Annotated in this window: 40 protein-coding genes and 1 tRNA gene; 7 read left to right on the plus strand and 34 right to left on the minus strand. The window is 61.7% G+C overall.

Annotated elements, in window-relative coordinates; translation table 11 throughout:
• Window positions 1-71: 71 nt before the first annotated feature.
• The 29 genes from GV068_RS13130 to GV068_RS13270 all read right to left on the minus strand — a co-directional run bounded on the left by GV068_RS13130 (window position 72) and on the right by GV068_RS13270 (window position 15,272).
• Entirely contained in the window at window positions 72-1,049 is a 978-nt protein-coding gene (locus GV068_RS13130) for a DNA-directed RNA polymerase subunit alpha (RefSeq protein WP_005663401.1), read from the minus strand.
• A gap of 299 nt (window positions 1,050-1,348) precedes the next feature.
• Entirely contained in the window at window positions 1,349-1,972 is a 624-nt protein-coding gene (rpsD, locus tag GV068_RS13135) for a 30S ribosomal protein S4 (RefSeq protein ID WP_159698306.1), read from the minus strand.
• Window positions 1,973-2,241: 269 nt separating this feature from the next.
• On the minus strand, window positions 2,242-2,646 hold the full coding sequence (gene rpsK, locus GV068_RS13140) for a 30S ribosomal protein S11 (RefSeq protein ID WP_005663404.1): 405 nt from the start codon (window positions 2,644-2,646) through the stop codon (window positions 2,242-2,244).
• A gap of 14 nt (window positions 2,647-2,660) precedes the next feature.
• Window positions 2,661-3,026 carry a 30S ribosomal protein S13 gene (gene rpsM / locus GV068_RS13145; protein ID WP_056337616.1) on the minus strand — a complete coding sequence of 122 codons (366 nt, stop codon included), beginning with the start codon at window positions 3,024-3,026 and terminating at the stop codon, window positions 2,661-2,663.
• 12 nt (window positions 3,027-3,038) lie between these two features.
• On the minus strand, window positions 3,039-3,152 hold the full coding sequence (rpmJ, locus tag GV068_RS13150) for a 50S ribosomal protein L36 (protein ID WP_005663407.1): 114 nt from the start codon (window positions 3,150-3,152) through the stop codon (window positions 3,039-3,041).
• Between the two features lie 36 nt (window positions 3,153-3,188).
• Window positions 3,189-3,407, minus strand: a complete 219-nt coding sequence (infA, locus tag GV068_RS13155; protein ID WP_005663428.1) for a translation initiation factor IF-1 — start codon at window positions 3,405-3,407, stop codon at window positions 3,189-3,191.
• Window positions 3,408-3,427: 20 nt separating this feature from the next.
• The gene (gene secY, locus GV068_RS13160; protein WP_159698309.1) at window positions 3,428-4,762 is read right to left on the minus strand and encodes a preprotein translocase subunit SecY; all 1,335 of its coding nucleotides are present in this window, start codon (window positions 4,760-4,762) and stop codon (window positions 3,428-3,430) included.
• Window positions 4,763-4,790: 28 nt separating this feature from the next.
• Complete coding sequence (gene rplO, locus GV068_RS13165) at window positions 4,791-5,222, minus strand: 50S ribosomal protein L15 (RefSeq protein ID WP_159698312.1); 432 nt, start codon at window positions 5,220-5,222, stop codon at window positions 4,791-4,793.
• 26 nt (window positions 5,223-5,248) lie between these two features.
• On the minus strand, window positions 5,249-5,428 hold the full coding sequence (gene rpmD / locus GV068_RS13170) for a 50S ribosomal protein L30 (RefSeq protein ID WP_036246278.1): 180 nt from the start codon (window positions 5,426-5,428) through the stop codon (window positions 5,249-5,251).
• An 11-nt stretch (window positions 5,429-5,439) separates the two neighbouring features.
• On the minus strand, window positions 5,440-5,958 hold the full coding sequence (gene rpsE / locus GV068_RS13175; protein ID WP_159698315.1) for a 30S ribosomal protein S5: 519 nt from the start codon (window positions 5,956-5,958) through the stop codon (window positions 5,440-5,442).
• 12 nt (window positions 5,959-5,970) lie between these two features.
• Entirely contained in the window at window positions 5,971-6,333 is a 363-nt protein-coding gene (rplR, locus tag GV068_RS13180) for a 50S ribosomal protein L18 (RefSeq protein WP_005663438.1), read from the minus strand.
• An 11-nt stretch (window positions 6,334-6,344) separates the two neighbouring features.
• Window positions 6,345-6,878 carry a 50S ribosomal protein L6 gene (gene rplF, locus GV068_RS13185; RefSeq protein WP_159698318.1) on the minus strand — a complete coding sequence of 178 codons (534 nt, stop codon included), beginning with the start codon at window positions 6,876-6,878 and terminating at the stop codon, window positions 6,345-6,347.
• 9 nt (window positions 6,879-6,887) lie between these two features.
• Window positions 6,888-7,283, minus strand: coding sequence for a 30S ribosomal protein S8 (gene rpsH, locus GV068_RS13190; RefSeq protein WP_159698321.1), 396 nt, complete (start codon window positions 7,281-7,283; stop codon window positions 6,888-6,890).
• Window positions 7,284-7,297: 14 nt separating this feature from the next.
• A complete protein-coding gene (rpsN, locus tag GV068_RS13195; RefSeq protein ID WP_159698324.1) occupies window positions 7,298-7,603 on the minus strand; it encodes a 30S ribosomal protein S14 in 306 nt (101 codons plus the stop codon).
• Window positions 7,604-7,607: 4 nt separating this feature from the next.
• Window positions 7,608-8,147 carry a 50S ribosomal protein L5 gene (rplE, locus tag GV068_RS13200; RefSeq protein WP_159698327.1) on the minus strand — a complete coding sequence of 180 codons (540 nt, stop codon included), beginning with the start codon at window positions 8,145-8,147 and terminating at the stop codon, window positions 7,608-7,610.
• 5 nt (window positions 8,148-8,152) lie between these two features.
• Entirely contained in the window at window positions 8,153-8,467 is a 315-nt protein-coding gene (gene rplX, locus GV068_RS13205) for a 50S ribosomal protein L24 (protein WP_027867252.1), read from the minus strand.
• A 9-nt stretch (window positions 8,468-8,476) separates the two neighbouring features.
• A complete protein-coding gene (gene rplN / locus GV068_RS13210; protein WP_005663451.1) occupies window positions 8,477-8,845 on the minus strand; it encodes a 50S ribosomal protein L14 in 369 nt (122 codons plus the stop codon).
• A gap of 225 nt (window positions 8,846-9,070) precedes the next feature.
• On the minus strand, window positions 9,071-9,343 hold the full coding sequence (rpsQ, locus tag GV068_RS13215) for a 30S ribosomal protein S17 (protein ID WP_159698330.1): 273 nt from the start codon (window positions 9,341-9,343) through the stop codon (window positions 9,071-9,073).
• Window positions 9,340-9,531: a 50S ribosomal protein L29 gene (gene rpmC, locus GV068_RS13220; RefSeq protein WP_159698333.1), complete on the minus strand. Its 192-nt coding sequence runs from the start codon at window positions 9,529-9,531 to the stop codon at window positions 9,340-9,342. The genes rpsQ and rpmC overlap by 4 nt, the downstream gene beginning before the upstream one ends.
• A gap of 12 nt (window positions 9,532-9,543) precedes the next feature.
• The gene (gene rplP, locus GV068_RS13225) at window positions 9,544-9,963 is read right to left on the minus strand and encodes a 50S ribosomal protein L16 (RefSeq protein ID WP_005663456.1); all 420 of its coding nucleotides are present in this window, start codon (window positions 9,961-9,963) and stop codon (window positions 9,544-9,546) included.
• Between the two features lie 2 nt (window positions 9,964-9,965).
• Window positions 9,966-10,796 (minus strand): 30S ribosomal protein S3, encoded by an 831-nt coding sequence (rpsC, locus tag GV068_RS13230; protein WP_159698336.1) that lies wholly within the window; start codon window positions 10,794-10,796, stop codon window positions 9,966-9,968.
• A gap of 11 nt (window positions 10,797-10,807) precedes the next feature.
• Window positions 10,808-11,140, minus strand: coding sequence for a 50S ribosomal protein L22 (gene rplV / locus GV068_RS13235; RefSeq protein WP_171085678.1), 333 nt, complete (start codon window positions 11,138-11,140; stop codon window positions 10,808-10,810).
• The gene (gene rpsS, locus GV068_RS13240) at window positions 11,137-11,412 is read right to left on the minus strand and encodes a 30S ribosomal protein S19 (RefSeq protein ID WP_005663463.1); all 276 of its coding nucleotides are present in this window, start codon (window positions 11,410-11,412) and stop codon (window positions 11,137-11,139) included. The genes rplV and rpsS overlap by 4 nt, the downstream gene beginning before the upstream one ends.
• A 10-nt stretch (window positions 11,413-11,422) precedes the next feature.
• Window positions 11,423-12,250: a 50S ribosomal protein L2 gene (gene rplB, locus GV068_RS13245; protein ID WP_159698339.1), complete on the minus strand. Its 828-nt coding sequence runs from the start codon at window positions 12,248-12,250 to the stop codon at window positions 11,423-11,425.
• The gene (gene rplW / locus GV068_RS13250) at window positions 12,250-12,567 is read right to left on the minus strand and encodes a 50S ribosomal protein L23 (protein WP_027867259.1); all 318 of its coding nucleotides are present in this window, start codon (window positions 12,565-12,567) and stop codon (window positions 12,250-12,252) included. The genes rplB and rplW overlap by 1 nt, the downstream gene beginning before the upstream one ends.
• Window positions 12,564-13,184, minus strand: coding sequence for a 50S ribosomal protein L4 (gene rplD / locus GV068_RS13255; protein ID WP_159698342.1), 621 nt, complete (start codon window positions 13,182-13,184; stop codon window positions 12,564-12,566). The genes rplW and rplD overlap by 4 nt, the downstream gene beginning before the upstream one ends.
• A gap of 2 nt (window positions 13,185-13,186) precedes the next feature.
• Window positions 13,187-13,843: a 50S ribosomal protein L3 gene (rplC, locus tag GV068_RS13260; RefSeq protein WP_159698345.1), complete on the minus strand. Its 657-nt coding sequence runs from the start codon at window positions 13,841-13,843 to the stop codon at window positions 13,187-13,189.
• Between the two features lie 266 nt (window positions 13,844-14,109).
• Window positions 14,110-14,186: transfer RNA gene (locus GV068_RS13265), tRNA-Val, on the minus strand.
• 81 nt (window positions 14,187-14,267) lie between these two features.
• The gene (locus tag GV068_RS13270) at window positions 14,268-15,272 is read right to left on the minus strand and encodes a LacI family DNA-binding transcriptional regulator (RefSeq protein ID WP_229464156.1); all 1,005 of its coding nucleotides are present in this window, start codon (window positions 15,270-15,272) and stop codon (window positions 14,268-14,270) included.
• A 182-nt stretch (window positions 15,273-15,454) separates the two neighbouring features.
• Here GV068_RS13270 and GV068_RS13275 point away from each other — a divergent pair, with 182 nt between their 5' ends.
• The 6 genes from GV068_RS13275 to GV068_RS13300 all read left to right on the plus strand — a co-directional run bounded on the left by GV068_RS13275 (window position 15,455) and on the right by GV068_RS13300 (window position 20,994).
• Entirely contained in the window at window positions 15,455-16,030 is a 576-nt protein-coding gene (locus tag GV068_RS13275; RefSeq protein WP_159698348.1) for a TerD family protein, read from the plus strand.
• A 74-nt stretch (window positions 16,031-16,104) separates the two neighbouring features.
• A complete protein-coding gene (locus GV068_RS13280; RefSeq protein WP_159698351.1) occupies window positions 16,105-17,124 on the plus strand; it encodes an ATP-grasp domain-containing protein in 1,020 nt (339 codons plus the stop codon).
• Complete coding sequence (locus GV068_RS13285) at window positions 17,121-18,305, plus strand: phosphoribosyltransferase domain-containing protein (RefSeq protein ID WP_159698354.1); 1,185 nt, start codon at window positions 17,121-17,123, stop codon at window positions 18,303-18,305. The genes GV068_RS13280 and GV068_RS13285 overlap by 4 nt, the downstream gene beginning before the upstream one ends.
• Window positions 18,283-19,035, plus strand: coding sequence for a hypothetical protein (locus GV068_RS13290; protein WP_159698357.1), 753 nt, complete (start codon window positions 18,283-18,285; stop codon window positions 19,033-19,035). Before GV068_RS13285 ends, GV068_RS13290 begins: the two co-directional genes overlap by 23 nt.
• A complete protein-coding gene (locus GV068_RS13295) occupies window positions 19,032-20,108 on the plus strand; it encodes a cysteine protease StiP family protein (protein WP_159698360.1) in 1,077 nt (358 codons plus the stop codon). Before GV068_RS13290 ends, GV068_RS13295 begins: the two co-directional genes overlap by 4 nt.
• Window positions 20,101-20,994, plus strand: a complete 894-nt coding sequence (locus GV068_RS13300; protein WP_159698363.1) for an HpcH/HpaI aldolase/citrate lyase family protein — start codon at window positions 20,101-20,103, stop codon at window positions 20,992-20,994. Before GV068_RS13295 ends, GV068_RS13300 begins: the two co-directional genes overlap by 8 nt.
• Window positions 20,995-21,001: 7 nt before the next feature.
• Here GV068_RS13300 and GV068_RS13305 read toward each other — a convergent pair whose 3' ends face one another.
• Complete coding sequence (locus tag GV068_RS13305; RefSeq protein ID WP_159698366.1) at window positions 21,002-21,574, minus strand: hypothetical protein; 573 nt, start codon at window positions 21,572-21,574, stop codon at window positions 21,002-21,004.
• Window positions 21,571-21,804 (minus strand): hypothetical protein, encoded by a 234-nt coding sequence (locus tag GV068_RS13310; RefSeq protein ID WP_159698369.1) that lies wholly within the window; start codon window positions 21,802-21,804, stop codon window positions 21,571-21,573. Before GV068_RS13310 ends, GV068_RS13305 begins: the two co-directional genes overlap by 4 nt.
• Before the next feature lie 192 nt (window positions 21,805-21,996).
• Between GV068_RS13310 and GV068_RS13315 the strand changes: the two genes are divergently transcribed.
• The gene (locus GV068_RS13315) at window positions 21,997-22,185 is read left to right on the plus strand and encodes a hypothetical protein (protein WP_159698372.1); all 189 of its coding nucleotides are present in this window, start codon (window positions 21,997-21,999) and stop codon (window positions 22,183-22,185) included.
• 84 nt (window positions 22,186-22,269) lie between these two features.
• On the opposite strand, the gene rpsJ is transcribed toward GV068_RS13315, so the two are convergent.
• From rpsJ to fusA, 3 genes are all read right to left on the minus strand, one after another.
• Window positions 22,270-22,587 carry a 30S ribosomal protein S10 gene (gene rpsJ / locus GV068_RS13320; RefSeq protein ID WP_005663509.1) on the minus strand — a complete coding sequence of 106 codons (318 nt, stop codon included), beginning with the start codon at window positions 22,585-22,587 and terminating at the stop codon, window positions 22,270-22,272.
• Between the two features lie 191 nt (window positions 22,588-22,778).
• Window positions 22,779-23,969, minus strand: coding sequence for an elongation factor Tu (tuf, locus tag GV068_RS13325; RefSeq protein WP_159698375.1), 1,191 nt, complete (start codon window positions 23,967-23,969; stop codon window positions 22,779-22,781).
• 87 nt (window positions 23,970-24,056) lie between these two features.
• Window positions 24,057-26,162 (minus strand): elongation factor G, encoded by a 2,106-nt coding sequence (fusA, locus tag GV068_RS13330; RefSeq protein WP_159698378.1) that lies wholly within the window; start codon window positions 26,160-26,162, stop codon window positions 24,057-24,059.
• Window positions 26,163-26,229: the final 67 nt, after the last annotated feature.

Genomic DNA, 26,229 nt, shown 5'->3' on the forward strand with positions numbered 1-26,229 from the left:
TGCGCATGCCCGCGGACCGGTTCTAGGGGTTAAAACTGCCCGGGCAAAAACGCTCGGGCAGGTGGTACAAATTACTTTTCCAGGCCTGCAGGCGGCCAGTTTTCCAGCTTCATGCCCAGGGTCAGGCCGCGCGAAGCAAGGACTTCCTTGATTTCGTTGAGCGACTTGCGGCCCAGGTTCGGCGTCTTCAGCAGTTCGTTTTCCGAACGCTGGATCAGGTCGCCGATGTAGTAAATGTTTTCGGCCTTCAGGCAGTTTGCCGAACGGACGGTCAGTTCCAGGTCGTCCACCGGACGCAGCAGGATCGGATCGACCAGCGGAGCACGCGACGGTGCTTCGGCAGCGGCTTCGGTGCCTTCCAGGGCGGCGAACACGTTCAGCTGGTCCACCAGGACGCGTGCCGACTGGCGGATCGCTTCTTCCGGGGTGATGACGCCGTTGGTTTCGATGTTGATGATCAGCTTGTCCAGGTCGGTACGCTGTTCGACACGGGCCGATTCCACAGCGTAGGACACGCGGCGCACTGGCGAGAACGAAGCGTCCAGGATGATGCGGCCGATGGTCTTGTTGGTGTCTTCCGACAGGCGACGCACGTTACCAGGAACGTAGCCGCGGCCCTTCTCGACCTTGATCTGCATGTCCAGCTTGCCGCCGGCGGTCAGGTGAGCGATCACGTGATCCGGGTTGATCAGTTCCACGTCATGCGGCAGGTCGATGTCCGAAGCCAGCACGGCGCCTTCGCCTTCCTTCTTCAGGGTCAGGGTGACGGAGTCACGGTTGTGGACCTTGAAGACCACGCCCTTCAGGTTCAGCAGCAGGTCGACGACGTCTTCCTGCACGCCGTCCAGCGACGAGTACTCGTGCACCACACCGGCGATCGTCACTTCGGTCGGCGCGTAGCCGACCATCGACGACAGCAGCACGCGACGCAGCGCGTTGCCCAGGGTGTGGCCATAACCACGTTCGAACGGCTCCATCACGACTTTTGCGTGGCCGGCGCCGAGTGCTTCGACATCGATGATACGTGGCTTCAACAGACTGTTTTGCATGAAATGTCCTTTTCAATACCCTCGGTTCGTTACACCGATAAGGCTGATGGCATTAATAAAAGCGCCTGTTCGATGAACAGGCGGTGATACGAATTCGGATGAACGACGGGATGATGAGAGCTTCGTCCGTTGCGGCGCCGACCCGAGGTCGCTGCAGCCGCACACCACCACGTCGTTCCGGCGCAGGCCGGAAGAATGCCACTGGCATTCTTCCGCCCAAGTTCGTCGATATGCTGGCAAACTTGGATCCCGGCCTGCGCCGGGACGACTTCGTCGCGGGAGGACCGCGACGAAGTCGATTAACGCGAGTACAGTTCGACGATCAGCGCTTCGTTGACGTCAGCAGCGATCTCGTTACGCTCCGGGAACGAACGGAAGGTGCCTTCGAACTTCTTGGCATCGACCGAGACCCAGCTCGGGAAACCGACTTGCTCGGCCAGCGACAGGGCTTCAGCGATACGCACTTGCTTCTTGGCCTTTTCGCGGACAGCGATCACGTCGCCGGTCTTGACCTGGTACGAAGCGATGTTCACGACGTTGCCGTTGACGGTGAAGGCCTTGTGGCTCACCAGCTGGCGTGCTTCGGCGCGGGTCGAGCCGAAGCCCATGCGGTACGCGACGTTGTCGAGGCGTGCTTCCAGCAGCTTCAGCAAGGTTTCGCCGGTGTTGCCCTTCTTGCGCGATGCTTCAGCGAAGTAGCGGCGGAACTGGCGCTCGAGGACGCCGTACATGCGCTTGACCTTCTGCTTTTCACGCAGCTGGTTGCCGTAGTCCGAGGTGCGGGCACCCGACTTGACGCCGTGCTGGCCTGGCTTGATGTCCAGTTTGCACTTCGAATCGAGCGAGCGGCGTGCGCTCTTCAGGAACAGGTCAGTGCCTTCACGGCGCGACAGTTTTGCTTTTGGTCCGATATAACGTGCCACGTTGAATCCTTAGAAATAATAATCACGCCCCGGAGGCATCGCAAGCGATGCGGCAGGCGCTAGTCCGACCCTTGAAGAGAGCGGACGTGGCTTAAAAAACGCCCGCCGTATAAACGGCAGACGACAAGAGCCGGGCAGTATAACCCATTTCGGGCCCACTGCGCCGGTCAATCTCGTAAAACACAACGGGGCGCAAGGCCCCGTTGTTGGCTTTTCGCGACGCAGGAGTGGGTTTGCACCCTCCCCTACATCCACGTCAGCGCATCGTATTAGATACGACGACGCTTCGGCGGACGGCAGCCGTTGTGCGGAACCGGGGTGACGTCCTGGATCTCGGTGATCTTGATGCCCAGGTTGTTCAGTGCACGCACAGCCGATTCACGGCCTGGGCCTGGGCCCTTGATGCGCACTTCCAGGTTCTTCACGCCCGATTCCTGAGCGACCTTGCCTGCGGCTTCGGCAGCAACCTGCGCTGCGAACGGGGTCGATTTGCGCGAACCCTTGAAGCCGGCGCCGCCGGAGGTTGCCCACGACAGGGCGTTGCCCTGGCGATCGGTGATCGTGATGATGGTGTTGTTGAAGGAAGCGTGGACGTGGGCGATGCCCTCGGCGACGTTCTTCTTGACTTTCTTGCGCACGCGGGCTGCTGCTGCGCTGCTCTGTTGCTTGGCCATGGTCGGTTCCTAGATTATTTCTTCAGCGATTGTGCGGCCTTGCGCGGGCCCTTGCGGGTACGTGCATTGGTACGGGTACGCTGACCGCGCACTGGCAGGCCCTTACGGTGACGCATGCCGCGGTAGCAGCCCAGGTCCATCAGACGCTTGATGTTCATGGACAGTTCGCGGCGCAGGTCGCCTTCCACGACAAACTTCGCGACTTCGTCACGCAGCTTCTCGAGTTCGTTGTCGTCCAGGTCCTTGACCTTCTTGTTGGTCGCGATACCGGTTGCGTCGCAGATCTTCTGCGAACGTGGACGGCCAACACCGTAGATCGCCGTCAGGCCGATAACAGTGTGCTGATGATTTGGGATGTTAACCCCTGCAATACGTGCCATTCGTTATTCCTCTTAACCTTGACGCTGCTTGTGACGCGGCTCGACGCAGATCACACGGACCACGCCCTTGCGCTTGATGATCTTGCAGTTGCGGCAGATCCGCTTGACTGAAGCGTTAACTTTCATTTTGCACTCTCTTCGGTTCGTTTACTTTAATGATTTTTACTTGGTGCGGAACACAATGCGGGCCCGGGACAGGTCGTACGGAGTCAACTCCACCGTCACCTTGTCACCCGGGAGAATGCGGATGTAATTCATGCGCATTTTACCCGAGATATGTCCCAGCACCACGTGCCCGTTTTCCAGCTTCACGCGAAACGTCGCGTTCGGGAGATTCTCGAGAATCTCCCCCTGCATTTGGATGACGTCGTCTTTTGCCATTCGGTCTATGCCTTCCCCGCTTAACGCGACGGAATTCCGCCCTTGAAATTCGCCTTGCGCAGCAGCGAATCATATTGCTGCGACATGACGTAGTTCTGCACTTGTGCCATGAAGTCCATCGTCACCACCACGACGATCAGGAGCGACGTGCCACCGAAGTAGAAAGGAACTTTCCACTGCGAGGTCATGAACTCCGGCACCAGGCACACCAGGGTGATGTAGACCGCACCGGCCAGGGTCAGGCGCATCAGGATCTTGTCGATATAGCGTGCAGTCTGCTCGCCCGGACGGATGCCCGGAACAAACGCGCCGCTCTTCTTCAAGTTGTCCGCCGTTTCCTTGCTGTTAAATACCAGCGCCGTGTAGAAGAAGCAGAAGAACACAATCGCCACCGCATACAGCAACGCGTGGATCGGCTCGCCTGGTGCCATCGACGCGGCCAGGTCCTTCAGGAACCCGATGAACGGGCTCGTGGAGTCCTTGCCACGGGTGAACCAGTCGACGATCGTTGCCGGGAACAGGATGATCGACGAGGCGAAGATCGGCGGGATCACGCCGGCCATGTTCAGCTTCAAGGGCAGGTGGCTGGTTTGGCCACCGTAGATCTTGTTGCCGACCTGACGTTTTGCGTAATTCACCAGGATCTTGCGCTGCCCGCGTTCCACGAACACGACGGCATACGTTACCGCTGCCACCAGGATCACGATGAGGATCGCGGAGATGCTGCTGATCGAACCGTTCGAGATCAGGGTAGCCAGGCCACCCAGAGCCGACGGCAGACCTGCTGCGATACCGGCAAAAATGATGATCGAAATACCGTTGCCAAGACCACGCTCGGTGATCTGCTCGCCCAGCCACATGAGGAACATGGTGCCAGTCAGCAGCGTCGTCACCGTGACGAAGCGGAAGCCCATGCCCGGATCGAGCACGAGGCCAGGCTGCGCTTCGAGCGCGACCGCGATGCCGAACGCCTGGAACAGTGCCAGTGCCACCGTGAAGTAACGGGTGTACTGGGTGATCTTGCGGCGGCCGGCTTCGCCCTCTTTCTTCAGCGCCTCGAGTTGCGGCGAGACGATCGATGCAAGCTGCATGATGATCGAAGCCGAAATGTAAGGCATGATGCCGAGGGCGAACACGGTAAAGCGGGACAGGGCGCCACCCGAGAACATGTTGAACATGCCCAGGATGCCGCCTTCGTTCTGCTTGAACAGCGCTGCCAGCTGCACCGGGTCAATCCCGGGGACCGGGATGTGAGCACCGATGCGGTACACGACCAATGCGCCAAGCAAAAACCACAGCCGACCCCAGGGGAAGCCGGAAGCGGCGCTTTTACCAAGTTGTGAATTAGTCGCCAATTTTTGCTCCGATCAGGCAGGGCCGCAATTAAGCGACCGAACCGCCAGCTGCTTCGATCGCCGCTTTCGCGCCGGCAGTTGCCTTCAGGCCCTTGAGGGTCACCGCTTTGGTGATCTCGCCCGACAGGATGACGCGCACGTCGCGTGCCACCACCGGCAGGATGCCTGCTGCTTTGAGCACCAGGATGTCGATTTCGCCGACAGCCAGGTTGTTCAGGTCCGACAGACGGACTTCAGCTTTGAACGATGCGTTCAGCGACTTGAAGCCACGCTTCGGCAGACGACGCTGCAGAGGCATCTGACCGCCTTCGAAGCCGACTTTGTGGAAGCCGCCCGAACGCGATTTCTGACCCTTGTGACCGCGACCGGCAGTCTTGCCCAGACCCGAGCCGATACCGCGGCCAACGCGACGCTTCGCGTGCTTGGCGCCGTCAGCTGGTTGAATGGTATTGAGTTCCATTGATTTCTCCGTACGTAAGCCGCGGCTTACGAAACAACTTTAACGAGGTACGCGACTTTGTTGATCATGCCACGCACGGACGGGGTGTCCTGCAGCTCGGAGACCGAGTTGACACGACGCAGACCCAGACCGCGGACGGTGGCACGGTGATCCTGACGGGTACCGATCAGGCCCTTGACGAGCTTGACTTTGACAGTGTTTGCCATGTTTGTTCCCCTTAACCCAGGATGTCTTCAACCGACTTGCCGCGCTTGGCAGCGATATCGGAAGCAGTGCTCATTTTCGACAGACCGTCGAGGGTCGCGCGAACCAGGTTGTACGGGTTCGACGAACCGGTCGACTTGGCGACCACGTCGGTCACGCCCATCACCTCGAAGATAGCGCGCATTGCGCCACCAGCGATCACGCCGGTACCCGGCTTGGCCGGCATCATCATGACGCGCGAGGCGCCGTGACGACCGGTCACCATGTGGTGCAGCGTACCGTTCTTGAGGGGCACCTTGATCAGGTTGCGGCGGGCTTCTTCCATCGCTTTCTGCACGCCGACAGGAACTTCCTTCGACTTGCCCTTGCCCATGCCGATGCGGCCATCGCCGTCACCGACAACGGTCAGCGCTGCAAAACCCATGATACGACCACCCTTGACCACTTTGGTCACGCGGTTGATCGCGATCATTTTCTCGCGCATGCCATCATCCGGCTTGTCGCTTTGCATTTTTGCTTGCATTTTTGCCATGACGATTCTTCCTTAGAACTTCAGACCGGCTTCACGCGCGGCTTCCGCCAGCGCCTTCACACGGCCGTGGTAACGGAAACCCGAACGGTCGAATGCGACTTCGGTGATTCCTGCTTTCAGTGCTTTCTCAGCGACGCGCTTGCCGACCAGGGCAGCAGCGGCAGCGTTGCCGCCGGCGCCAGTCTTGCCAGCCAGTTCAGCACGCACTTCAGCTTCCAGCGTCGAGGCCGACACCAGCACCTTAGCGTCCGGGCTGATCAGGTTCGCATAGATGTGCAGGTTGGTGCGGTGAACCGACAGACGGTTCACGCCCAGCTGGGCGATCTTGATGCGGGTTTGACGTCCGCGACGCAGACGCGATTGTTTCTTGTCCATGTCAGCTCCGATTATTTCTTCTTGGTTTCTTTAAGCTTCACCACTTCGTCCGAATAACGGACACCCTTGCCTTTGTAAGGCTCAGGCGAGCGGTAAGCGCGCACTTCAGCGGCAACCTGGCCGACCTTCTGGCGATCGATACCCTTGATCACGATTTCGGTCGGGGTCGGGGTTGCTGCGGTGACGCCTTCCGGCATCGCGTGCAGCACCGGGTGCGAGAAGCCCAGCGACAGGTTCAGGGCGTTGCCCTGCACAGCTGCCTTGTAGCCCACGCCCACCAGGTTCAGCTTCTTCTCGAAGCCCTTGGTGACGCCGGTAACCATGTTGTTGACCAGGGCGCGCAGGGTGCCCGACATGGCGTTCGATTCACGCGAATCGTCCACCACGTCGAAGGTCAGCGTGCCGTTGTTGTTTTCCACTTTGACCTGGCCGTTCAGGGCCTGGGTCAGGGTGCCGAGCGGGCCCTTGACGGTGATCGACGACGCGTTGATCGCGACATCGGTACCTGCCGGGACGGCGATTGGCATCTTAGCTACTCGAGACATGTCTACTCCTTAAGCCACGTAGCACAGCACTTCGCCACCGACGCCGGTAGCACGTGCTTTGCGGTCAGTCATGACGCCTTGCGGGGTCGAGACGATTGCCACGCCCAGGCCGTTCATGACGGTCGGGATCTCGTTCTTGCCCTTGTAGACGCGCAGGCCAGGACGGGACACGCGCTCGATGCGCTCGATGACCGGACGGCCGGTGTAATACTTCAGACCGATTTTCAGTTCAGCCTTGCCACCTTCGGTGGTCACGGCGAAATCTTCGATGTAACCCTCGTCCTTCAGGACGTTGGCAATGGCAACCTTGACTTTCGACGACGGCATGTTGACCGTGGTCTTCGAAACAGTTTGTGCGTTGCGAATGCGGGTCAGCATATCGGCGATAGGATCGCTCATACTCATTGCATATTCTCCTATTACCAGCTGGCTTTGGTCATACCCGGGATTTCGCCTTTCATGGCGAATTCACGGACTTTGGTACGGGCCAGACCGAATTTACGGAAAGTGCCACGTGGGCGGCCAGTCATGGCGCAGCGGTTACGCTGGCGGGTCGGGGCCGAGTTACGCGGCAGTGCCTGGAGTTTCAGGCGCGCTTCGTAACGCTCTTCTTCCGACTTCGACTGGTCGTTGATGATCGCTTTCAGAGCTGCACGCTTTGCGGCGAATTTCTCCACCAGGTCTGCACGCTTCTGTTCGCGGTTAATCAGTGCAAGTTTTGCCATGCTCTTAGTTCCTGAACGGGAATTTGAAGGCGGCGAGCAGCGCTTTGGCTTCTTCGTCGGTCTTAGCGGTGGTGGTGATCGAGATGTTCATGCCACGCAGCGCATCGATCTTGTCGTAGTCGATTTCAGGGAAGATGATCTGTTCCTTGACACCGATGTTGTAGTTGCCACGACCGTCGAACGATTTGCCATTCACACCGCGGAAGTCACGCACGCGCGGCAGGGCCACGGTGATGAAGCGGTCCAGGAATTCGTACATGCGGTTGCCACGCAGGGTAACCATGGTACCGATCGGGTAGCCTTCGCGGATCTTGAAACCTGCGATTGCCTTGCGCGCCTTGGTGACGACCGGCTTCTGGCCGGCGATCTTGGTCAGGTCGCCAGTGGCGTGCTCGATGATCTTCTTGTCAGCGACTGCTTCCGACAGACCCATGTTCAGGGTGATCTTGGTCAGGCGCGGGACTTCCATCACCGACTTGTAACCGAATTTCTCGGTCAGTTCGGCGACGACTTTTTCTTTGTAAATTTGTTGGAGACGGGCCATTTATCTTACCCCTTCACTACTTCGCCGTTCGACTTGAAGACGCGGACTTTTTTGCCGTCCTGGTCTTTGAAGCCAACGCGATCTGCCTTGCCGGTCGCAGCATTGAACAGCGCGACGTTCGACACGTGAATCGGCATAGTCTTGTCGACGATACCACCAGTAACACCGGTCATCGGGTTCGGCTTGGTCGCTTTCTTAGCGACGTTGACGCCTTCAACGATGACGTGTTCAGCGTCTACACGCTTCTGAACGACGCCACGCTTGCCCTTGTCCTTACCGGCCAGAACGATGACTTCGTCGTTTTTACGAATTTTATCCATGTCGATTCCTTACAGAACTTCAGGTGCCAGCGACACGATCTTCATGAACTTCTCGGTACGCAGTTCGCGCGTGACCGGTCCAAAGATACGGGTGCCGATCGGCTCCAGCTTGGCGTTCAGCAGGACGGCGGCGTTGCCGTCGAACTTGACCAGGGAACCGTCCTGGCGGCGCACACCTTTAGCGGTACGCACAACCACGGCGTTGTAAATTTCGCCCTTCTTGACGCGACCACGCGGCGCAGCCACCTTGACGGTGACCTTGATGATGTCGCCAATGCTCGCATAACGGCGCTTCGAGCCGCCCAACACTTTGATGCACAGAACTTCCTTGGCACCGGTGTTGTCGGCCACTTCGAGCCGGCTTTCGGTTTGAATCATGATATTTTCTTTCCCAACTTAAGCCGTAGAAAACCCCACGGAAACCGTGGGCCTGCGGTCAGTCTTGGTCCCGCCATGACGCCCCTGCTGGAGCCCCATGTTTGGGTGATGGACTTTCCATTCGTTACAGGCCGCAGAACCGCGGGGGCAAACTGCGGCAACACATGAACGAAGCCCGCTAGTATCACAGATACCAGCGGGCCACGCAAGACAAATTTTTAGGCTTTAGATGACCTGTGCTTGCTGCACAACACGGGTCACGGTCCAGGCCTTCGTCTTCGAGATCGGGCGACCTTCCGTGATCTCGACCGTGTCACCGGCTTTGACCTGGTTGGACTCGTCGTGCGCATGGTACTTGTTCGAGCGCACGATGATCTTGCCGTACAGCGGGTGCTTCACGTGACGTTCGATCAGTACGGTCACCGTCTTGTCCATTTTGTCGGACACGACCTTGCCGACCAGCGTACGCTTCAGCGCCGTTTTAGTGGTGTCGTTCATTTGGCTTCCTTCTGGTTCATCACGGTCTTCACACGTGCGATGTCGCGACGTACTTTCTTGAGCTGCGCGGTGTTGCCCAGCTGCTGGGTAGCGATTTGCATGCGCAGGCCGAACTGGGCCTTCAGCAGCTCACTCAGCTCCTTTTGCAGCGCTTCCTGGTCCTTGCCGCGGAGTTCCGATGCTTTCATATTCAACTCCTGTTATTGGCCGACTTGACGGACCACGAAAGTGGTCGCCAGCGGCAGTTTGGCAGCGGCCAGGCGGAACGCTTCGCGCGCCAGTTCTTCTGCGACGCCGTCCATCTCGTACAGGACTTTGCCTGGCTGGATTTCAGCGACGTAGTACTCGGGGTTACCCTTACCGTTACCCATACGGACTTCGGCCGGCTTGTTCGAAATCGGCTTGTCCGGGAAGATACGGATCCAGATACGGCCGCCACGCTTGATGTGACGGGTCATGGCGCGACGCGCCGCTTCGATCTGGCGTGCGGTGATACGGCCACGGGCAACTGCCTTCAGGCCGAACTCGCCGAACGAGACCGCGGTGCCGCGGGTGTGCGAAATGCCGGTGTTACGGCCTTTCTGCTCTTTACGATACTTCCTGCGCGATGGTTGCAGCATGCTTATTCTCCTGCTTTATCAGCTGGCGCAGCGGCGGCCGGGGCGGCAGGCTTCACAGCCGGACGTGCACGGACGGTTGGTGCTGCAGTGCCAGGACGGCCGGCGCCAGCCGGACGTGGGCCGCGCGACGGCTTGCCGTCGTCGCGACGCGGGCCGCGTGGCTTCTTCTCATCCGGCGGGGTGTCGATGACTGGAGCTTCGCCGGTGACCGAACGGTCGCCCTTGTAGACCCAGACCTTGACGCCGATGATGCCGTAGGTGGTCGATGCTTCGCTGGTGCCGTAGTCGATATCGGCGCGCAGGGTGTGCAGAGGCACACGGCCTTCGCGGTACCATTCGGTACGTGCGATTTCGATGCCGTTCAGGCGGCCCGACGACATGATCTTGATGCCGACAGCACCCAGGCGCATGGCGTTCTGCATCGCACGCTTCATGGCGCGACGGAACATGATGCGCTTTTCGAGCTGCTGGGCGATCGAGTCGGCGATCAGCTGCGAATCGATTTCCGGCTTGCGGATCTCTTCGATATTGACGTGCACAGGCACGCCCATGATCTTCGCCAGCGAAGTCTTCAGGACTTCGATGTCTTCGCCTTTCTTGCCGATCACGACGCCTGGACGCGACGAGTAGATCGTGAAGCGTGCGTTCTTGGCAGGACGTTCGATGACGATGCGGCCGACCGAAGCGTTCTTCAGCTTCTTCTTCAGGAAAGCGCGTGCTTCCAGGTCTTCCTTCAGCATGTCGGCGAAGTTGCCGTTGCCAGCGTACCAGCGCGATGCCCAGTTACGGGTGACCGCCAGGCGGAAGCCGGTTGGGTGGATTTTCTGACCCATTCTGTGACCCCTTAGTTACCGACAGTCACGTAAATGTGACAGGATTGTTTCGAAATGCGATCACCGCGGCCTTTGGCGCGAGCCGTAAAGCGCTTCAGGATCGGGCCCTTTTCAACGTAGATCTGCACGACCTTCAGTTCGTCGATGTCGGCGCCATCGTTGTGTTCCGCGTTGGCGATTGCCGACTCGAGAACCTTCTTGATGATGGTCGCGCCCTTCTTCGGGCTGAACTGCAGAATGTTGAGTGCTGCGTCAACTTTCTTGCCGCGGATCAGGTCAGCAACGAGGCGACCCTTTTGTTCCGACAGGCGAACGCCTTTGAGGATTGCTTTAGTTTCCATTATCGTTTCGCCTTCTTGTCAGCAGCGTGGCCCTTGAACGTACGGGTCAGCGCGAATTCGCCGAGCTTGTGGCCGACCATGTTCTCCGAGACGTACACCGGGACGTGGACCTTGCCGTTGTGCACAGCAATGGTCAGACCGATGAAGTCAGGAGTGATCGTCGAGCGGCGCGACCAGGTTTTGACTGGCTTCTTGTCTTTGGTCGCTTGCGCGGCTTCGACTTTTTTCACCAGGTGGGCGTCAATGAACGGCCCTTTTTTCAATGAACGAGTCATGTTTTATCCCTTATTTCTTGCCGCGGCGCGAGACGATCATCGACGAAGTGCGCTTGTTCGAACGCGTCTTCTTGCCCTTGGTCTGCTGGCCCCATGGCGACACCGGATGGCGACCTGCTGCCGTACGGCCTTCACCACCACCGTGCGGGTGGTCGATCGGGTTCATGACGACACCGCGGACGGTCGGGCGGACACCGCGCCAACGCATCGCACCGGCTTTACCGATCTTGCGCAGGCTGTGTTCGGCGTTGCCGACTTCACCCACGGTTGCACGGCACTCGATGTGCACGCGGCGGACTTCACCCGAGCGCAGGCGAACCTGGGCGTAGGTGCCTTCGCGGGCCATCAGGACGACAGCGGCGCCGGCGGTGCGGGCCATCTGTGCGCCTTTGCCTGGCATCATTTCGACGCAGTGCATCACGGTACCAACCGGGATGTTGCGGATCGGCAGGCAGTTACCGGCCTTGATCGGTGCTTCCGAACCGTTCATCAGGGTATCGCCGACAGCGACGCCCTTCGGAGCGATGATGTACGCACGGGCGCCGTCCGCGTAGCACAGCAGAGCGATGTGCGCGGTACGGTTCGGGTCGTATTCGATACGCTCGACCTTGGCAGGGATACCATCCTTCTGGCGCTTGAAGTCGACCAGACGGTAGTGCTGCTTGTGGCCACCGCCGATGTGACGGGTGGTGATGTGACCGTTGTTGTTACGGCCAGCAGTCTTCGATTTCTTCTCAACCAGGGCTGCGAACGGACGGCCTTTGTACAGGTCGCTGTTCACAACCTTCACCATGCCGCGGCGGCCTGGGGAGGTTGGCTTCATCTTAACGAGTGCCATTATTTAGCCTCCTCGACAAAATTGATTTCCTGACCCGGCTTCAGGGCCACGAAAGCGCGCTTGGTGTGGTTGCGGCGACCGGTGAAACGGCCCGAACGCTTGACCTTGCCTTCGCGGTTGACGGTTTGCACCGATTCCACTTCGACCTTGAACAGCAGTTCGACGGCAGCCTTGATTTCCGGCTTGGTTGCATCCGGCAGAACCTTGAACACGATCTGTTCGTTCTTTTCAGCGACGAAGGTCGCCTTTTCGGAAATAACCGGAGCCAGCAGCACCTTCATCAGGCGCTCTTCGCTGAATTTGATAGCGGTGCTCATGCGTACATCTCCTCGATCTTGGCCAGAGCAGCTTTGGTGACCAGGACTTTCTTGTAGAACACCAGCGACATCGGGTCAGCTGCTTTCGGCTCGACGACGAGCACGTGCGGCAGGTTACGCGATGCCAGTTCCAGGTTTTCATCGATGGTGTCGGTGATCACCAGGACCGATTCCAGGCCCATGCCCTGCAGCTTTTGCGACAGCAGCTTGGTCTTCGGAGCTTCGATCGACAGGTTTTCGACAACGTTCAGACGGCCTTCGCGGGCCAGCTGCGAGAAGATCGAGCAGATACCTGCACGGAACATCTTCTTGTTGACCTTGTGCGAGAAGTTCTCGTCCGGGGTGTTCGGGAAGATACGACCACCGCCGCGCCACAGAGGCGACGACGACATACCAGCACGAGCGCGGCCGGTGCCTTTTTGGCGCCATGGCTTCTTGGTGGTGTGGCTGACTTCTTCACGGTCTTTCTGCTTGCGGTTGCCGCTGCGCGCGTTGGCGGCGTAGGCGACCACGATCTGGTGGATCAGGGCTTCGTTGTATTCGCGGCCGAACACGGTGTCGGCAGCTGCAACGCCGGCGCCAGCTTGACCTTGCTCATTCAGGAGCTGGAGTTCCATACTTAGGCTCCTTTCTTGGCTTTGGTTTTGACAGCCGGCTTGACGATCACCTGGCCGTTCTTGGCGCCAGGAACAGCACCTTTCACGAGCAGCAGTTGACGGTCAGCGTCGATGCGGGCGATTTCCAGGTTCTGGGTGGTGACGGTAACGTCGCCCATGTGACCGGTCATGCGCTTGCCTGGGAACACGCGGCCCGGATCCTGCGCCATACCGATGGAGCCAGGAACGTTGTGCGAACGCGAGTTACCGTGGGTCTGACGACCCGAGGCGAAGTTGTGGCGCTTGATGGTACCGGCGTAGCCCTTACCGATCGAGGTGCCTTGCACGTCGATTTTCTGGCCCACTTCGAACATCGAAGCATTGATGGTGTCGCCGGCTTTGAGTTCAGCGGCTTTAGCGGAATCGATGATGAATTCGCGCAGCATCGTGCCAGCTTCCACGCCAGCTTTGGCGTAGTGACCAGCAGCAGCCTTGTTCACGCGGGAAGCGCGACGTTGGCCGAAGACGACTTGCACAGCAGTGTAGCCGTCAGTTTCAGGGGTTTTGACTTGCGCAACACGGTTGTTGGACACGTCCAGCACGGTGACAGGGATCGAATCGCCGTCATCCGTGAAGATACGCATCATGCCAACCTTGCGACCGAGGAGGCCCAGGCTCATTTTTTCTCCATTCCCACCTACGATTGGGCGGGGCTAATTAAACTACTAGGAAAAGGTACGGGCGAAAAAGAGATACCCATACCGAAGCCGGCTAGTATAGCGCGCTAAAAGGCTTGACGCAACAAGAGAATCGGGGGTATGTCGACCCTGTTGCGCATTCCGCAGTATTTGGAGAAAGAAGAGAAATCTGACCTGGCTGGTCAGCACAGAAAAGACGGCGAACCGTCTTTTCTCTGCAAGCAACGAAGGCTTGCGATCTGGAAGTCTGGTGGGCGGTGCAGGATTCGAACCTGCGACCCCTTGGATGTCGACCAAGTATTCTAACCAGCTGAACTAACCGCCCGGGGAGCCGCATTATACGTGCGGGTCTCTGGTTTTTGCAATAGCTGAGTTGTGCAATCGTGCGATCGGCGTTTTTCGCGCTTCAAGCGTTCGCCTGCGCGGTCGAGGCGCGCACCACCAGCCGGCCCGGCAGGCGCTCGCGCCGCAGCGGACCGGCGTCGCCGCGCACCCGTGCAATCAGGAGCGCAGTCAGGCGGCGTCCCATCTCGTAGGTCGGCTGCGAGACCGAGGTCAGGCGCGGCGTGGCGTAGGCCGCCATGCCGAGGTCGTCGCCGCCGAGGATCGACAGCTGGCGCGGCACGGACACGCCGGATTCCTGCGCGGCGCACAGGCCGCCCAGCGCGATCAGGTCGTTGCAGGCGAAGATGCCGGTGGGCGGCGCCGCCAGCGCCAGCAGTGCGCGCACGGCGTCGTGGCCGCCGGCACAGTCGGCGGCGCCATGGACCAGATACTCCGGCGTGAAGGCGATGCCCTCTTCCTGCAGCGCGCGGCGCAGGCCGGCGATGCGCTCGAGGCTGTGCGGCTCGCCTTGCGGCCCGGCGACGCAGGCGATGCGGCGGTGGCCGAGCCCGATCAGGTGGCGCGCCGCGGCATAGCCGGTCGCCTCGTGATCCAGGCCGATGAAGTCGCTGTCGACGGCCGCCACCTCGTGCTCGGCCAGCACGATCGGTACGCGCTGGCTGGCCAGGAGCGGCGCCAGTTCGTCACGCGCGGCGCCGGCCACCAGGATCAGGCCGTCGATGCGCTTCTCGATCAGGCTGCGCAAATGGCTCGCCTGGCGGCGCGCATCTTCGTAGCTGTTGCACAGCATGATGGTATAGCCGACCTCGAAGGCCGCGTCCTCGATGCCGCGCAGCAGTTCGGCCAGGCAGGGATTGGTATTGTCGGGAATGGAGACGCCGATGGTATGGCTCTTGTCGTTCTTGAGGCTGCGCGCCATGGCGTTCGGGATGTAGCCCATCTCGTCGATCACCTCGAGCACCCGCGCCCGCACGTCTTCGCTGACCGCCCGTGTCCCGTTGATCACGTGCGAGACGGTCGAGGTCGATACACCGGCCCGTTGCGCCACCTGCTTCATTGTTGCCATCCTGTCTCCTTCCGGCCGCAATTATGACTGGAATGTTACGAAGCGGGCAATGCTGTATGGACGTCACGAGAGCGGGCAATGTGAAATCGGGAGCGTGTACAATCAAATAATGTATGTCCGCCGGCCATGGCTCCTCGCGGCAGCAGCATGGCCGATCCACCCGACCACTTAAAGGAGTTCGTATGGCAATCAGTCTGCAGAAAGGCGGCAACGTCAACCTGAGCAAGGAAGCGCCAGGCCTGACCAAGGTGATCATCGGCCTGGGCTGGGACCCGCGCGCCACCGACGGCGCCGCATTCGACCTCGACGGCAGCGCTTTCCTGCTCAAGGCGGACACCAAGGTCCGCAGCGACACCGACTTCATCTTCTATAACAACCTCAAGTCGAGCGATGGCTCGGTGGTGCACGCCGGCGACAACACCACCGGCCAGGGCGCAGGTGACGACGAGAAGATCGCGGTCGACCTGTCGCGCGTACCCGCCGACATCGAGAAGATCTCGTTCTGCGTCACCATCCACGACGCCGACGCGCGCCGCCAGAACTTCGGCCAGGTTGCGAAAGCGTATATCCGCTGCCTGAACGCCAATGGCGAAGCGGAGATCGCACGCTACGACCTGTCCGAAGACAGCTCGACCGAGACGGCTATGATCTTCGGCGAACTGTATCGCCACAGCGGCGAATGGAAGTTCCGCGCCGTGGGCCAGGGCTTCAAGGGCGGCCTCGGTCCGCTCGCGCGCTCCTTCGGCGTCAACGTTTAAAAAGAAGCGGCTCCAGCCGCTCCTGCACGCGCCCGCTCCGGTGGGCGCAGGTCCATCCTGTCTTGAAAGACTTCATGCGCGTCTGGTACAACAGGACGTTTTCGTCCGTCTACACCGCCATCCGGCTGATCCGCGAAGCCGATAGCACTCAGCGTTTCACCATCGTCCACAGCAATGCCAACCGGCACACGCCGGCGGCGCGCCTGGCCCACGAGTTTCATGGCGAACCGACCGGGATGGACGCCGCGGCCTACGTCGACTGGTGCCTGGAGTTCTGCCGCAAGCAGCGCATCGACATCTTCGTGCCGGGCCGCGAAGCCACGACCCTGGCCGCGCACCATGCGCGCTTCGAGGCGATCGGCACCCGGGTTCTGAGCGCAGCCTCGCCCTCGAAGCTGCAGCTCATCCACGACAAGGCCGGCTTCTATGCGGAGACGGTGCTGGAGATGGCGCCGGTGGCCGAGTTCCGACGCTTCGAGAATATTCGAAGCTTCGACGCCGCCTGGGCCGAACTGCGCCCGCGCCATGCGAAGCTGTGCCTGAAGCCTTCGCGCGGGATCTACGGCATCGGCTTTGCCGTCATCGACGAAGAGCGCAGCAGCGCCGCCCTGCTCCTGGGCGGCGTCGAATACCACATCGGCTACGAGGACCTGCGGCGCGGCCTGGCGGAACTCGGCGAGTTCCGCGCCATGCTCTTGATGGAATACCTCGACGGCCACGAATACAGCGTCGACTGCGTCGGCGACCAGGGCCGCCTGGTGGCCGCGGTGGCGCGCCGCAAGCTGCCGCAGGCCGGCAGCGGCCAGCTGATCGACATGCGGCCCGAGATCATCGAAGCGACGACAAAGCTGGCCGCCGACTATGGCCTGAACGGCGTGTTCAACGTCCAGTTCCGCGAGGCGGGCGGCAAACCGCGGCTGCTCGAGATCAACCCGCGCATGTCGGGCGGGATCGGCATGGCCTGTGCGGCGGGGCCCAACCTGCCCTGGATTGCGCTGAAAGGCTTTGCCGACGGCTTCGACACGGTCGAGGTCCCCGCGGTGCGCAACGGCATGCGCGTGGCCGAAATCTCTGAAGCCGTGGAGCTGGCATGAACGCCAAGTCCGACCTGGATGTCCTGGCGCGCCGCAGCGTGGCGCTGCCGACCGGGACGCTCGAGCTCACACTGAGCGAAGGCGCCGACGAGCTCGAGTCGCTGCTCGGTTTCGCCGCCCGTGCGAACGCCAAGCGCGGTTTCCTCTTCCTGAGCAAGGTGCTGGGCAAGCACTGGCCGGTGAAGCCTTCAGCCATGATCGATATCCACGACCGTCTCGCCGCGACAGTACCGTCGACCGACGGCCCGGTGGTCTTTATCGCCATGGCCGAAACCGCGATCGGCCTGGGCCAGGGCGTGTTCGAAGCCTGGCTTCGCGCGCATCCGGGACGCGAGGCGCTGTTCATCCATACCACGCGCTACCGCGTCGGCACGGGCGCGCTGATCGAATTCGAGGAAGCACATAGCCACGCGCCGCGCCAGTTCCTGCACATGCCGGAGGACCACGCGCTGCGCGCCCTGCTGCTGGCGGCGCGCACGCTGGTGCTGGTGGACGACGAGGCTAGCACCGGCAACACCTTCCTGAACCTGACCCAGGCCTGCCGGCGCCTCAATCCGGGCATCGAGCGCGTGCACCTGGCGACCATCACCAATTTCATGGGCGTGGAAGCGACCGCCGGCCTCTCGGCCCGCTTCGGCCTGCCGGTGACGATGGGCGCCCTGATCAGCGGCGAATACCGCTTCACCCCGAACGACTACGTGGCCCCGAGCAGCGCCGCCCAGCGCTTCGATCCGGACGCGGACCGCGGCGCCAGCACGCGCTTCGGCCGCCTGGGCGTGTGCGCCGCCTTGAGCGCTCCCGCTAGCCTGGCCACCCGCCTGGCGCAGGAATTCGCCCCCGGCGCCAGGGTGGCGGTGCTCGGCACCGGCGAATTCATGCACGGCGCCACCCTGCTGGGCGCTGAGCTGGAGCGCCATGGCGCCGAGGTGCGGGTGCAATCGACCACGCGCTCGCCGATCCTGAACTGGGGTGCGGTAAGCCACACTTTGCACTTCCCCGACAACTACGGCGAAGGCATCGCCAATTTCATCTACAACATCGCGCCCGGCCAGTACGACCATGTGCTGGTCTGCCACGAGACCGCACCCAACGCCGCGCTGCGCGAGCTCACCAGGCAGCTGGGCGCGCGCCTGCTCCACTTCCAGTCCGAGGACCAGATTGAAGAAGTTCCTGTTCGCTGACCTGGACGACACGCTGTTCCAGACTTTCGAGAAGTGCGCGCACGCCGACGCCCTCGAACCGGCCGCCTATTACAAGGACGGCAGCATCTGCTCGTACACCACGCGCGCCCAGCGCGCTTTCCTCAGCTTCGTACAGGACGGGATGACGGTGATCCCGACCACCGCGCGCGACCACGACGGCCTGCGCCGCGTGCAGCTGCCCTTCGAAAGCTACGCCGTCATCAACTACGGCGGCGTGGTGCTGGAGCCCGGCGGCGCACCGGATCGCGCCTGGCTGGACGGCATGCGCACGGCCATGCACGCCGCCCTGCCCGGCCTGCAGGAACTGGCGCGCATGCTTGACGACTACGCCGCCCGTACCGGCTTCGGCGGCCGCGCGCGCATGATCGAGGATTTCGCCACGCCTTTCTTCCTGGTGGTGAAGGATCCGGACAAGCGCCACGAACGCCTGGCGCCGCTCGAAGCGGAGGTGGTGCGGCCCTGGATCGAGGACGGCGGGCGCGATTACGTCGTGCACCGCAACGGCAACAACCTGGCGATCCTGCCGAAGGCGCTCGACAAGGCGAATGCGGTGGCCCACGTCAGCGCACTGCTACGCGCCGAGCACGGCGACATCGTCACCTTCGGCATGGGCGACAGTCGCTCGGATGCGCGCTTCATGGCGGCCTGCGACTACGCCATCGTGCCGCGCGCCACCCAGCTGGCGCGCTTGACCGTGGAGGCCCTGTGAGCTTCTCGGGCAGCTACCGCAGCGGCGAGGTCACCTTCCTCCTCAAGCGTTTGCAGGCGCAGGAATTCACCGGCGTGCTGGAGAAGGAAAAGCTGATCCAGTCGGGCCAGCGCCACTACAGCCAGATGCTGTCGCCGGAATCGGTGCCGTCAAGCCGCTACATGGCCGTGTTCGAGGAAGCCTGCCGCGCCAACAATGCGCGCATGGCGGCGGACTGCCTGCGGCTTACGCAGCTGATCGCCGCGCAGCGTGCTGGCGCCATTACCGTGGTGTCGCTGGCGCGTGCCGGCACGCCGGTGGGCGTGGTCGTCGCGCGCCTGCTGCGCGACGTATGCGCGCGGGAAGCGACCCACTATTCGGTATCGATCGTGCGCGACCGCGGCATCGACGCGGCGGCGCTGCGCCACATCCTGGCGCAGGGACACGCGCCGGAATCGATCGTGTTCGTCGACGGCTGGACCGGCAAGGGTGTGATCGCGCGCGAGCTGGCGCTGTCGGTTTCCGCCTTCAACGCGGCGCAGGGCGTCAATATCGACAACGGCCTGTACGTGCTGTCCGACCTGGCCGGCGCGGCCGCTTGCGCGGCCTCCGGCGACGACTACCTGATCCCGTCGAGCATCCTGAATGCGACGGTGTCGGGACTGGTGAGCCGCACGGTACTGGACGAGCGCATCGGCCTGGACGATTTCCATGGCTGCGTCTATTACGGCGAGTTCGCCGCGCACGACCAGTCGCAGCGCTTCGTCGACGAACTGGTGGCGCTGGCCGCCGACGCGCAGCCAGCGCCGGCGCCGCTGGACGCACGAGCGGCAGCCGAACGCTCGCGCAGCTACCTTGCGAGCGCAATGGCGCGCTACGACATCGCCGACGTCAACCTCATCAAGCCCGGCATCGGCGAGGCCACCCGCGTGCTGCTGCGCCGCGCGCCGCGCCTGCTGGTGCTGCGCCAACCCGGCACGGCGGATGTGCGGCACCTGGAAGTGCTGGCCGAAGAAAAACAGGTGCCGGTCGCGATCGACCCGCTTCTCCCCTACCACGCAGTTTCCCTGATCAGGAGTGCATCGGATGCTTAAGTCTCTGGGCGCGTCGCTGTACGTGCCGGCCAATCACAAGGACCTGGCGAAAATCGCGAACGGCGAGAAACTGCCGCAGGCGCGCTCGCTCATTTTCTGCCTCGAGGACGCCATCGCCGAACGGGAGCTGAGCTGGTCGCTGTTCAACCTGTCGGTGGTGCTGGCCAATATGCGCGCCGACGTTGCGGCCGAGCGTTTCGTCCGGGTGCGCAACACGGACGTAATGGCGCGTGTGCTGGCCATGCCGGGCGTGGAAAAGCTGAGCGGCTTCGTGCTGCCGAAGGTCACGCGCCACAACTTCGACAGCTATTACCGGCTGGTGCGCGATACCGATCACGTCCTGATGCCGACGCTGGAGACGGCCGAAGTCTTCAGCGACAGCGAGATGCAGCAGCTGCGCGCCGTCTTCGACGCGCCCGGCGTACGCCAGCGCATCCTGGCCCTGCGCATCGGCGGCAACGACCTGCTCGCCCTGCTGGGCCTGCGCCGGCCGCGCAGCATGACCATCTACCGCACGCCGCTGGGTCCCGTGATCGCGCGTCTGGTGACCACCTTCCGCCCCTGGGGCTTTGCGCTCACCGCGCCGGTGTTCGAATACCTCGACCTGCCCGAGCTGCTCGACCAGGAGGTGCTGGAAGATCTCGCCTATGGCATGGTCGGCAAGACCGCGATCCACCCGACCCAGATCGGCCCGATCGAGCAGCACTACCAGGTGCGCCCGCAAGACCTGGCGGTGGCCCGCGCCATCCTCGACGAGGCCAGCCCGGCGGTGTTTCGCATGGACGATGCGATGTGCGAAGTCGCCACGCACCGCGCCTGGGCCGAACGCCTGGTGGAGCAGTCGCACCGCTTCGGCTCGCGTTCGATGGATGTCGAGCCGTCCTAGCGGCCCGCTACCATTTGCAGCCCTTGTCGCGGATGGTGTCGATCGCGAGCGGGATCAGGAGGAAGATATTGGCCTTCTCGCCGCCCGCATAGGCGGTCTGGCAGTTCGGGCGCTTGGCCCGTTTGATGCCCTTTACCAGCGGGTCGTCGTCTTCGCTGCGCACCTGTTCCGATTCGCGCAGGCGCTCGAGCGCCGTCGGGACGCGCTCCTGCTCGGCGCGGCGTGCGGCCGAGCGCAGCGCGTCCATGTCGAGTCTCCTGGCCGGCGCCGCGACGGGCTCCGACTGCGCTTCCTGCGGCGCCGCATCCTGGACCACCGGAGCAGCCACGACGGCGGGCGCCGCTTCATCCCTCCGGACGGTGGCCGTACGCTTGCGCGCGGTCGGTGGCGGGACGGCCGGCTTCACCGGCTTGGGCCTTGCCTTCTCCGGTATCAGCGCGAAGCTGATGTAGTGGGCCGGGCGTTCCTCGTCCCGGCCGGACGGCGTGCCGGCGTAGCGGACCAATAAGGCAAACAGGACGAGGTGGACCAGGAGAATGAGCGCGCCTGGCCCGATGCGCGCAAGCCAGCGATGGCTCATCCGGCGGCGTGGCGGGCCAGCAGTCCGGCCGGTCGGTCTTCTTTCGCCGCGAGCAGGAGCAGCGGCAGCACGAGTGCGAGCTTGCGCAGCGCCGGCCGGAATGCCTCCGGGGCTGCGAGCCTCGCCAGGACCAACACGAAAAAACCGAGAAAGGCGTATCCCGCCAACTGCGGCCAGGAAGTACGGCGCAAGTGGAAGGCAAAGGCGGGGAAGCTGAAGGCGGCGGGCATGCGTGTGTTGCGTTGTTGCGATCGCTTTCGATTACAACACGGCCTGCGTGCACGGACAATTTGTGAGGCATAAAGCGCATTCCAGAGCGTGCGCCTTTAAGTCGGGCGTAAGGCTGAGTACGGGATGGTATGCGGCAGAACAAGTGCGCCGGAAATGCGCGCTCGACAATGGGCTTTTGCACGGAGGCCATCATGTCGAATTTCGATCACCTGCCGGACGACGCCACCCGCCTCACGGCCGCGAGCCTGAGCTCGCATTTCACGGGCCACCCCACCCTGGTCGGCTGGATCGGCCGCTCGGTGCTGGTGGTCATGCTGCTCGGCGCCGGCCTCGTGATGGGCAGCCTGCTGGGACCGGTGGTCTACGCGCTGCTCAACTGAGCAGGAATGACAAAGGCCGGGAGTCCCTGCGGACGTCCCGGCCTTTGCTACCGCAGCGGAAGATTCCGCCGGCGGAAGATGCGATTACTGCAGCTTGATTTCGACGTCGACGCCAGCCGGCAGGTCGAGCTTCATCAGTGCGTCAACGGTCTTGTCGGTCGGATCCACGATGTCCATCAGACGCTGGTGCGTACGGATTTCGAACTGGTCACGCGAGGTCTTGTTGACGTGCGGGGAACGCAGGACGTCGAAACGCTGAATGCGGGTCGGCAGCGGGACCGGGCCCTTGACGACTGCGCCGGTGCGCTTGGCGGTGTCGACGATTTCCAGAGCGGACTGGTCGATCAGCTTGTAGTCGAAGGCTTTCAGGCGAATACGGATTTTCTGGTTCGGAGCGGACATGCTGTTTCCTTTAAAAGAACGTTCCGGCTTGCGGCCGGCAATGTGTGAAAGGTGCTACGGTACTGCTCAAGAGGCGGGAGTATAACATCGTTCCCTCTCATAAAGATGGGGACAGGCCAAAAAAGCCTGTCCCCATCGTTGGTTGGAAGAGACGCTCTTGACGAGCGCCCTTCCGATCCCGCTAACCGAAATTAGGCCAGGATCTTGGCAACCACGCCGGCGCCGACGGTACGACCGCCTTCGCGGATTGCGAAGCGCAGACCTTCTTCCATCGCGATCGGAGCGATCAGCTTGACGGTGATCGACACGTTGTCGCCTGGCATGACCATTTCTTTGTCTGCCGGCAGCTCGATCGAACCGGTCACGTCAGTCGTACGGAAGTAGAACTGCGGACGGTAGTTGTTGAAGAACGGGGTGTGACGGCCGCCTTCGTCTTTCGACAGGACGTAGATCTCACCGGTGAAGTGGTTGTGCGGCTTGATCGAGCCCGGCTTGGCCAGGACTTGACCACGCTGGACGTCTTCACGCTTGGTACCGCGCAGCAGCAGGCCGACGTTGTCGCCAGCTTGACCCTGGTCCAGCAGCTTGCGGAACATTTCCACGCCGGTGCAGGTGGTCTTCACGGTGTCGATGATACCGACGATTTCGATCTCTTCGCCGACCTTGATGATGCCGCGCTCGACACGACCGGTCACCACGGTACCGCGGCCCGAGATCGAGAACACGTCTTCCACCGGCATCAGGAAGGCGCCGTCGACGGCACGTTCCGGGGTCGGGATGTAGGTGTCCAGAGCTTCAGCCAGACGGATGATCGCGTCTTCGCCCAGTTCGCCAGCCTGGCCTTCCAGGGCCATACGAGCCGAACCCTTGATGATCGGCAGGTCGTCGCCAGGGAACTCGTACTTCGACAGGAGTTCGCGGACTTCCATTTCGACCAGTTCCAGCAGTTCTGCGTCGTCGACCAGGTCGCACTTGTTCAGGAACACGATGATGTACGGAACGCCAACCTGACGCGCCAGCAGGATGTGCTCGCGGGTCTGCGGCATCGGGCCGTCAGCGGCCGAGCACACCAGGATCGCGCCGTCCATCTGCGCAGCACCGGTAATCATGTTCTTGATGTAGTCGGCGTGGCCTGGGCAGTCAACGTGCGCGTAGTGACGGTTCGCGGTTTCGTACTCGACGTGCGCGGTGTTGATGGTGATGCCGCGTGCTTTTTCTTCCGGAGCCGCGTCGATCTGGTCGTAGGCCTTGGCTTCGCCGCCGAACTTCTTCGACAGAACGGTTGCGATTGCAGCCGTCAGGGTGGTTTTACCGTGGTCAACGTGACCGATGGTGCCGACGTTGACGTGCGGCTTGGTCCGTTCGAATTTACCTTTTGCCATTTCCTATCTTCCTTTAAAAGAAACGTTTATTCGTTTTAGCTGTTGTTGGGAACAGGCTCCATGTTGGCGCCTGTTCCCTGTTTTTTATTACTTGGATTTCGCGGTCACGATTGCGTCGATCACGTGCTTCGGAGCTTCCGAATAGTGCTTGAACTCCATCGTGTAGGTCGCACGGCCCTGGGTCGCCGAACGCAGCGAGGTCGAGTAACCGAACATTTCCGACAGCGGGACTTCGGCCTTGATGATCTTGCCGCCGCCACCCGGGATTTCGTCCATGCCCTGCACCATACCGCGGCGGGACGACAGGTCGCCCATCACGGAACCGGCGTAGTCTTCCGGCGTTTCCACTTCCACGGCCATCATCGGCTCGAGGATGACCGGATTCGCTTTACGGCAGCCATCCTTGAACGCCATCGAGCCCGCCATGCGGAACGCGTTTTCGTTCGAGTCGACGTCGTGGTACGAACCGAAGGTCAGGGTGACTTTGACGTCAACCACCGGGTAACCAGCCAGCACGCCGGCGGTCAGGGTTTCGCGCACACCCTTCTCGACTGCCGGGATGTATTCGCGAGGAACCACACCGCCCTTGATGGCGTCGACGAATTCGAAGCCCTTGCCCGGCTCTTGCGGCTCGATCGACAGGACAGCGTGACCGTACTGGCCGCGACCGCCCGACTGCTTGACGAACTTGCCTTCGACGTCGGTGACTGCCTTGCGGATGGTTTCGCGGTATGCAACCTGCGGCTTGCCGACGGTCGCTTCCACGTTGAACTCACGCTTCATGCGGTCAACGATAATTTCCAGGTGCAGCTCGCCCATACCACCGATGATGGTCTGGCCCGATTCTTCGTCGGTACGCACGCGGAACGATGGGTCTTCCTGAGCCAGACGGTTCAGTGCCAGGCCCATCTTTTCCTGGTCAGCCTTGGTCTTCGGCTCGACTGCCTGCTGGATGACCGGCTCCGGGAACACCATCTTTTCGAGGATGATCGGTGCCGACGGATCGCACAGGGTCTCGCCGGTGGTTGCTTCTTTCAGGCCGACTGCTGCGGCGATGTCGCCTGCGCGGACTTCCTTGATCTCTTCGCGCTGGTTCGCGTGCATCTGCAGAATACGGCCGACGCGTTCCTTCTTGCCCTTGATCGGGTTGTAGACGGTGTCGCCCGAATTGATGACGCCCGAGTACACGCGGAAGAAGATCAGCTGGCCGACGAACGGGTCGGTCATGATCTTGAATGCCAGCGCAGCGAACTTCTCGCTGTCGTCGGCCTTACGGGTGACCGGCTGGTCGTCTTCATCGGTACCACCGACCGGCGGAATGTCCACTGGCGACGGCAGGTATTCGATGACCGCGTCCAGCATTGCCTGCACGCCCTTGTTCTTGAATGCGGTACCGCACATCATCGGGACGATTTCACCAGCGATGGTGCGATCGCGCAGCGCCTTCTTGATCTCGGCTTCCGACAGTTCGCCTTCTTCGAGGTACTTGTTCATCAGGTCTTCCGACGCTTCCGCGGCGGTTTCGACCAGCTTCTCGCGCCACTCGTTGGCCGAAGCGACCAGCTCGGCCGGCACGTCGACGTAGTCGAACTTCATGCCCTGCGAAGCGTCGTCCCACAGGATCGCCTTCATCTTGACCAGGTCGACCACGCCCTTGAAGTTGTCTTCAGCGCCGATCGGGATCTGCAGCGGGATCGGGTTGGCCTTCAGGCGGGCGCGCATCTGCTCGTACACCTTGAAGAAGTTCGCACCGGTACGGTCCATCTTGTTGACGAATGCCAGACGCGGGACTTTGTACTTGTTAGCCTGACGCCACACGGTTTCCGACTGCGGCTGCACGCCGCCGACTGCGCAGTAAACCATGCATGCGCCGTCCAGCACGCGCATCGAACGTTCCACCTCGATGGTGAAGTCGACGTGGCCCGGGGTATCGATGATGTTGAAGCGGTGCGGCTCGAAGTTGTTGGCCATACCCTTCCAGAAGCAGGTCGTCGCTGCCGAGGTAATGGTAATGCCGCGTTCCTGCTCCTGCTCCATCCAGTCCATGGTGGCGGCGCCGTCGTGCACTTCACCGATCTTGTGGTTCACACCCGTGTAGAACAGGATGCGTTCGGTGGTCGTCGTTTTACCGGCGTCGATGTGAGCGGAAATACCGATGTTGCGGTAGCGCTCAATGGGGGTAGTGCGTGCCATAATTTTTCCTAAATCTTTGAATGGACAAAACCGGGCAACATTTTGAGATCAAAACGCGCCCGGCCTG

Origin of the sequence: Massilia sp. 9I, assembly GCF_902506415.1 — a bacterium.
GTDB lineage: Bacteria > Pseudomonadota > Gammaproteobacteria > Burkholderiales > Burkholderiaceae_D > Telluria.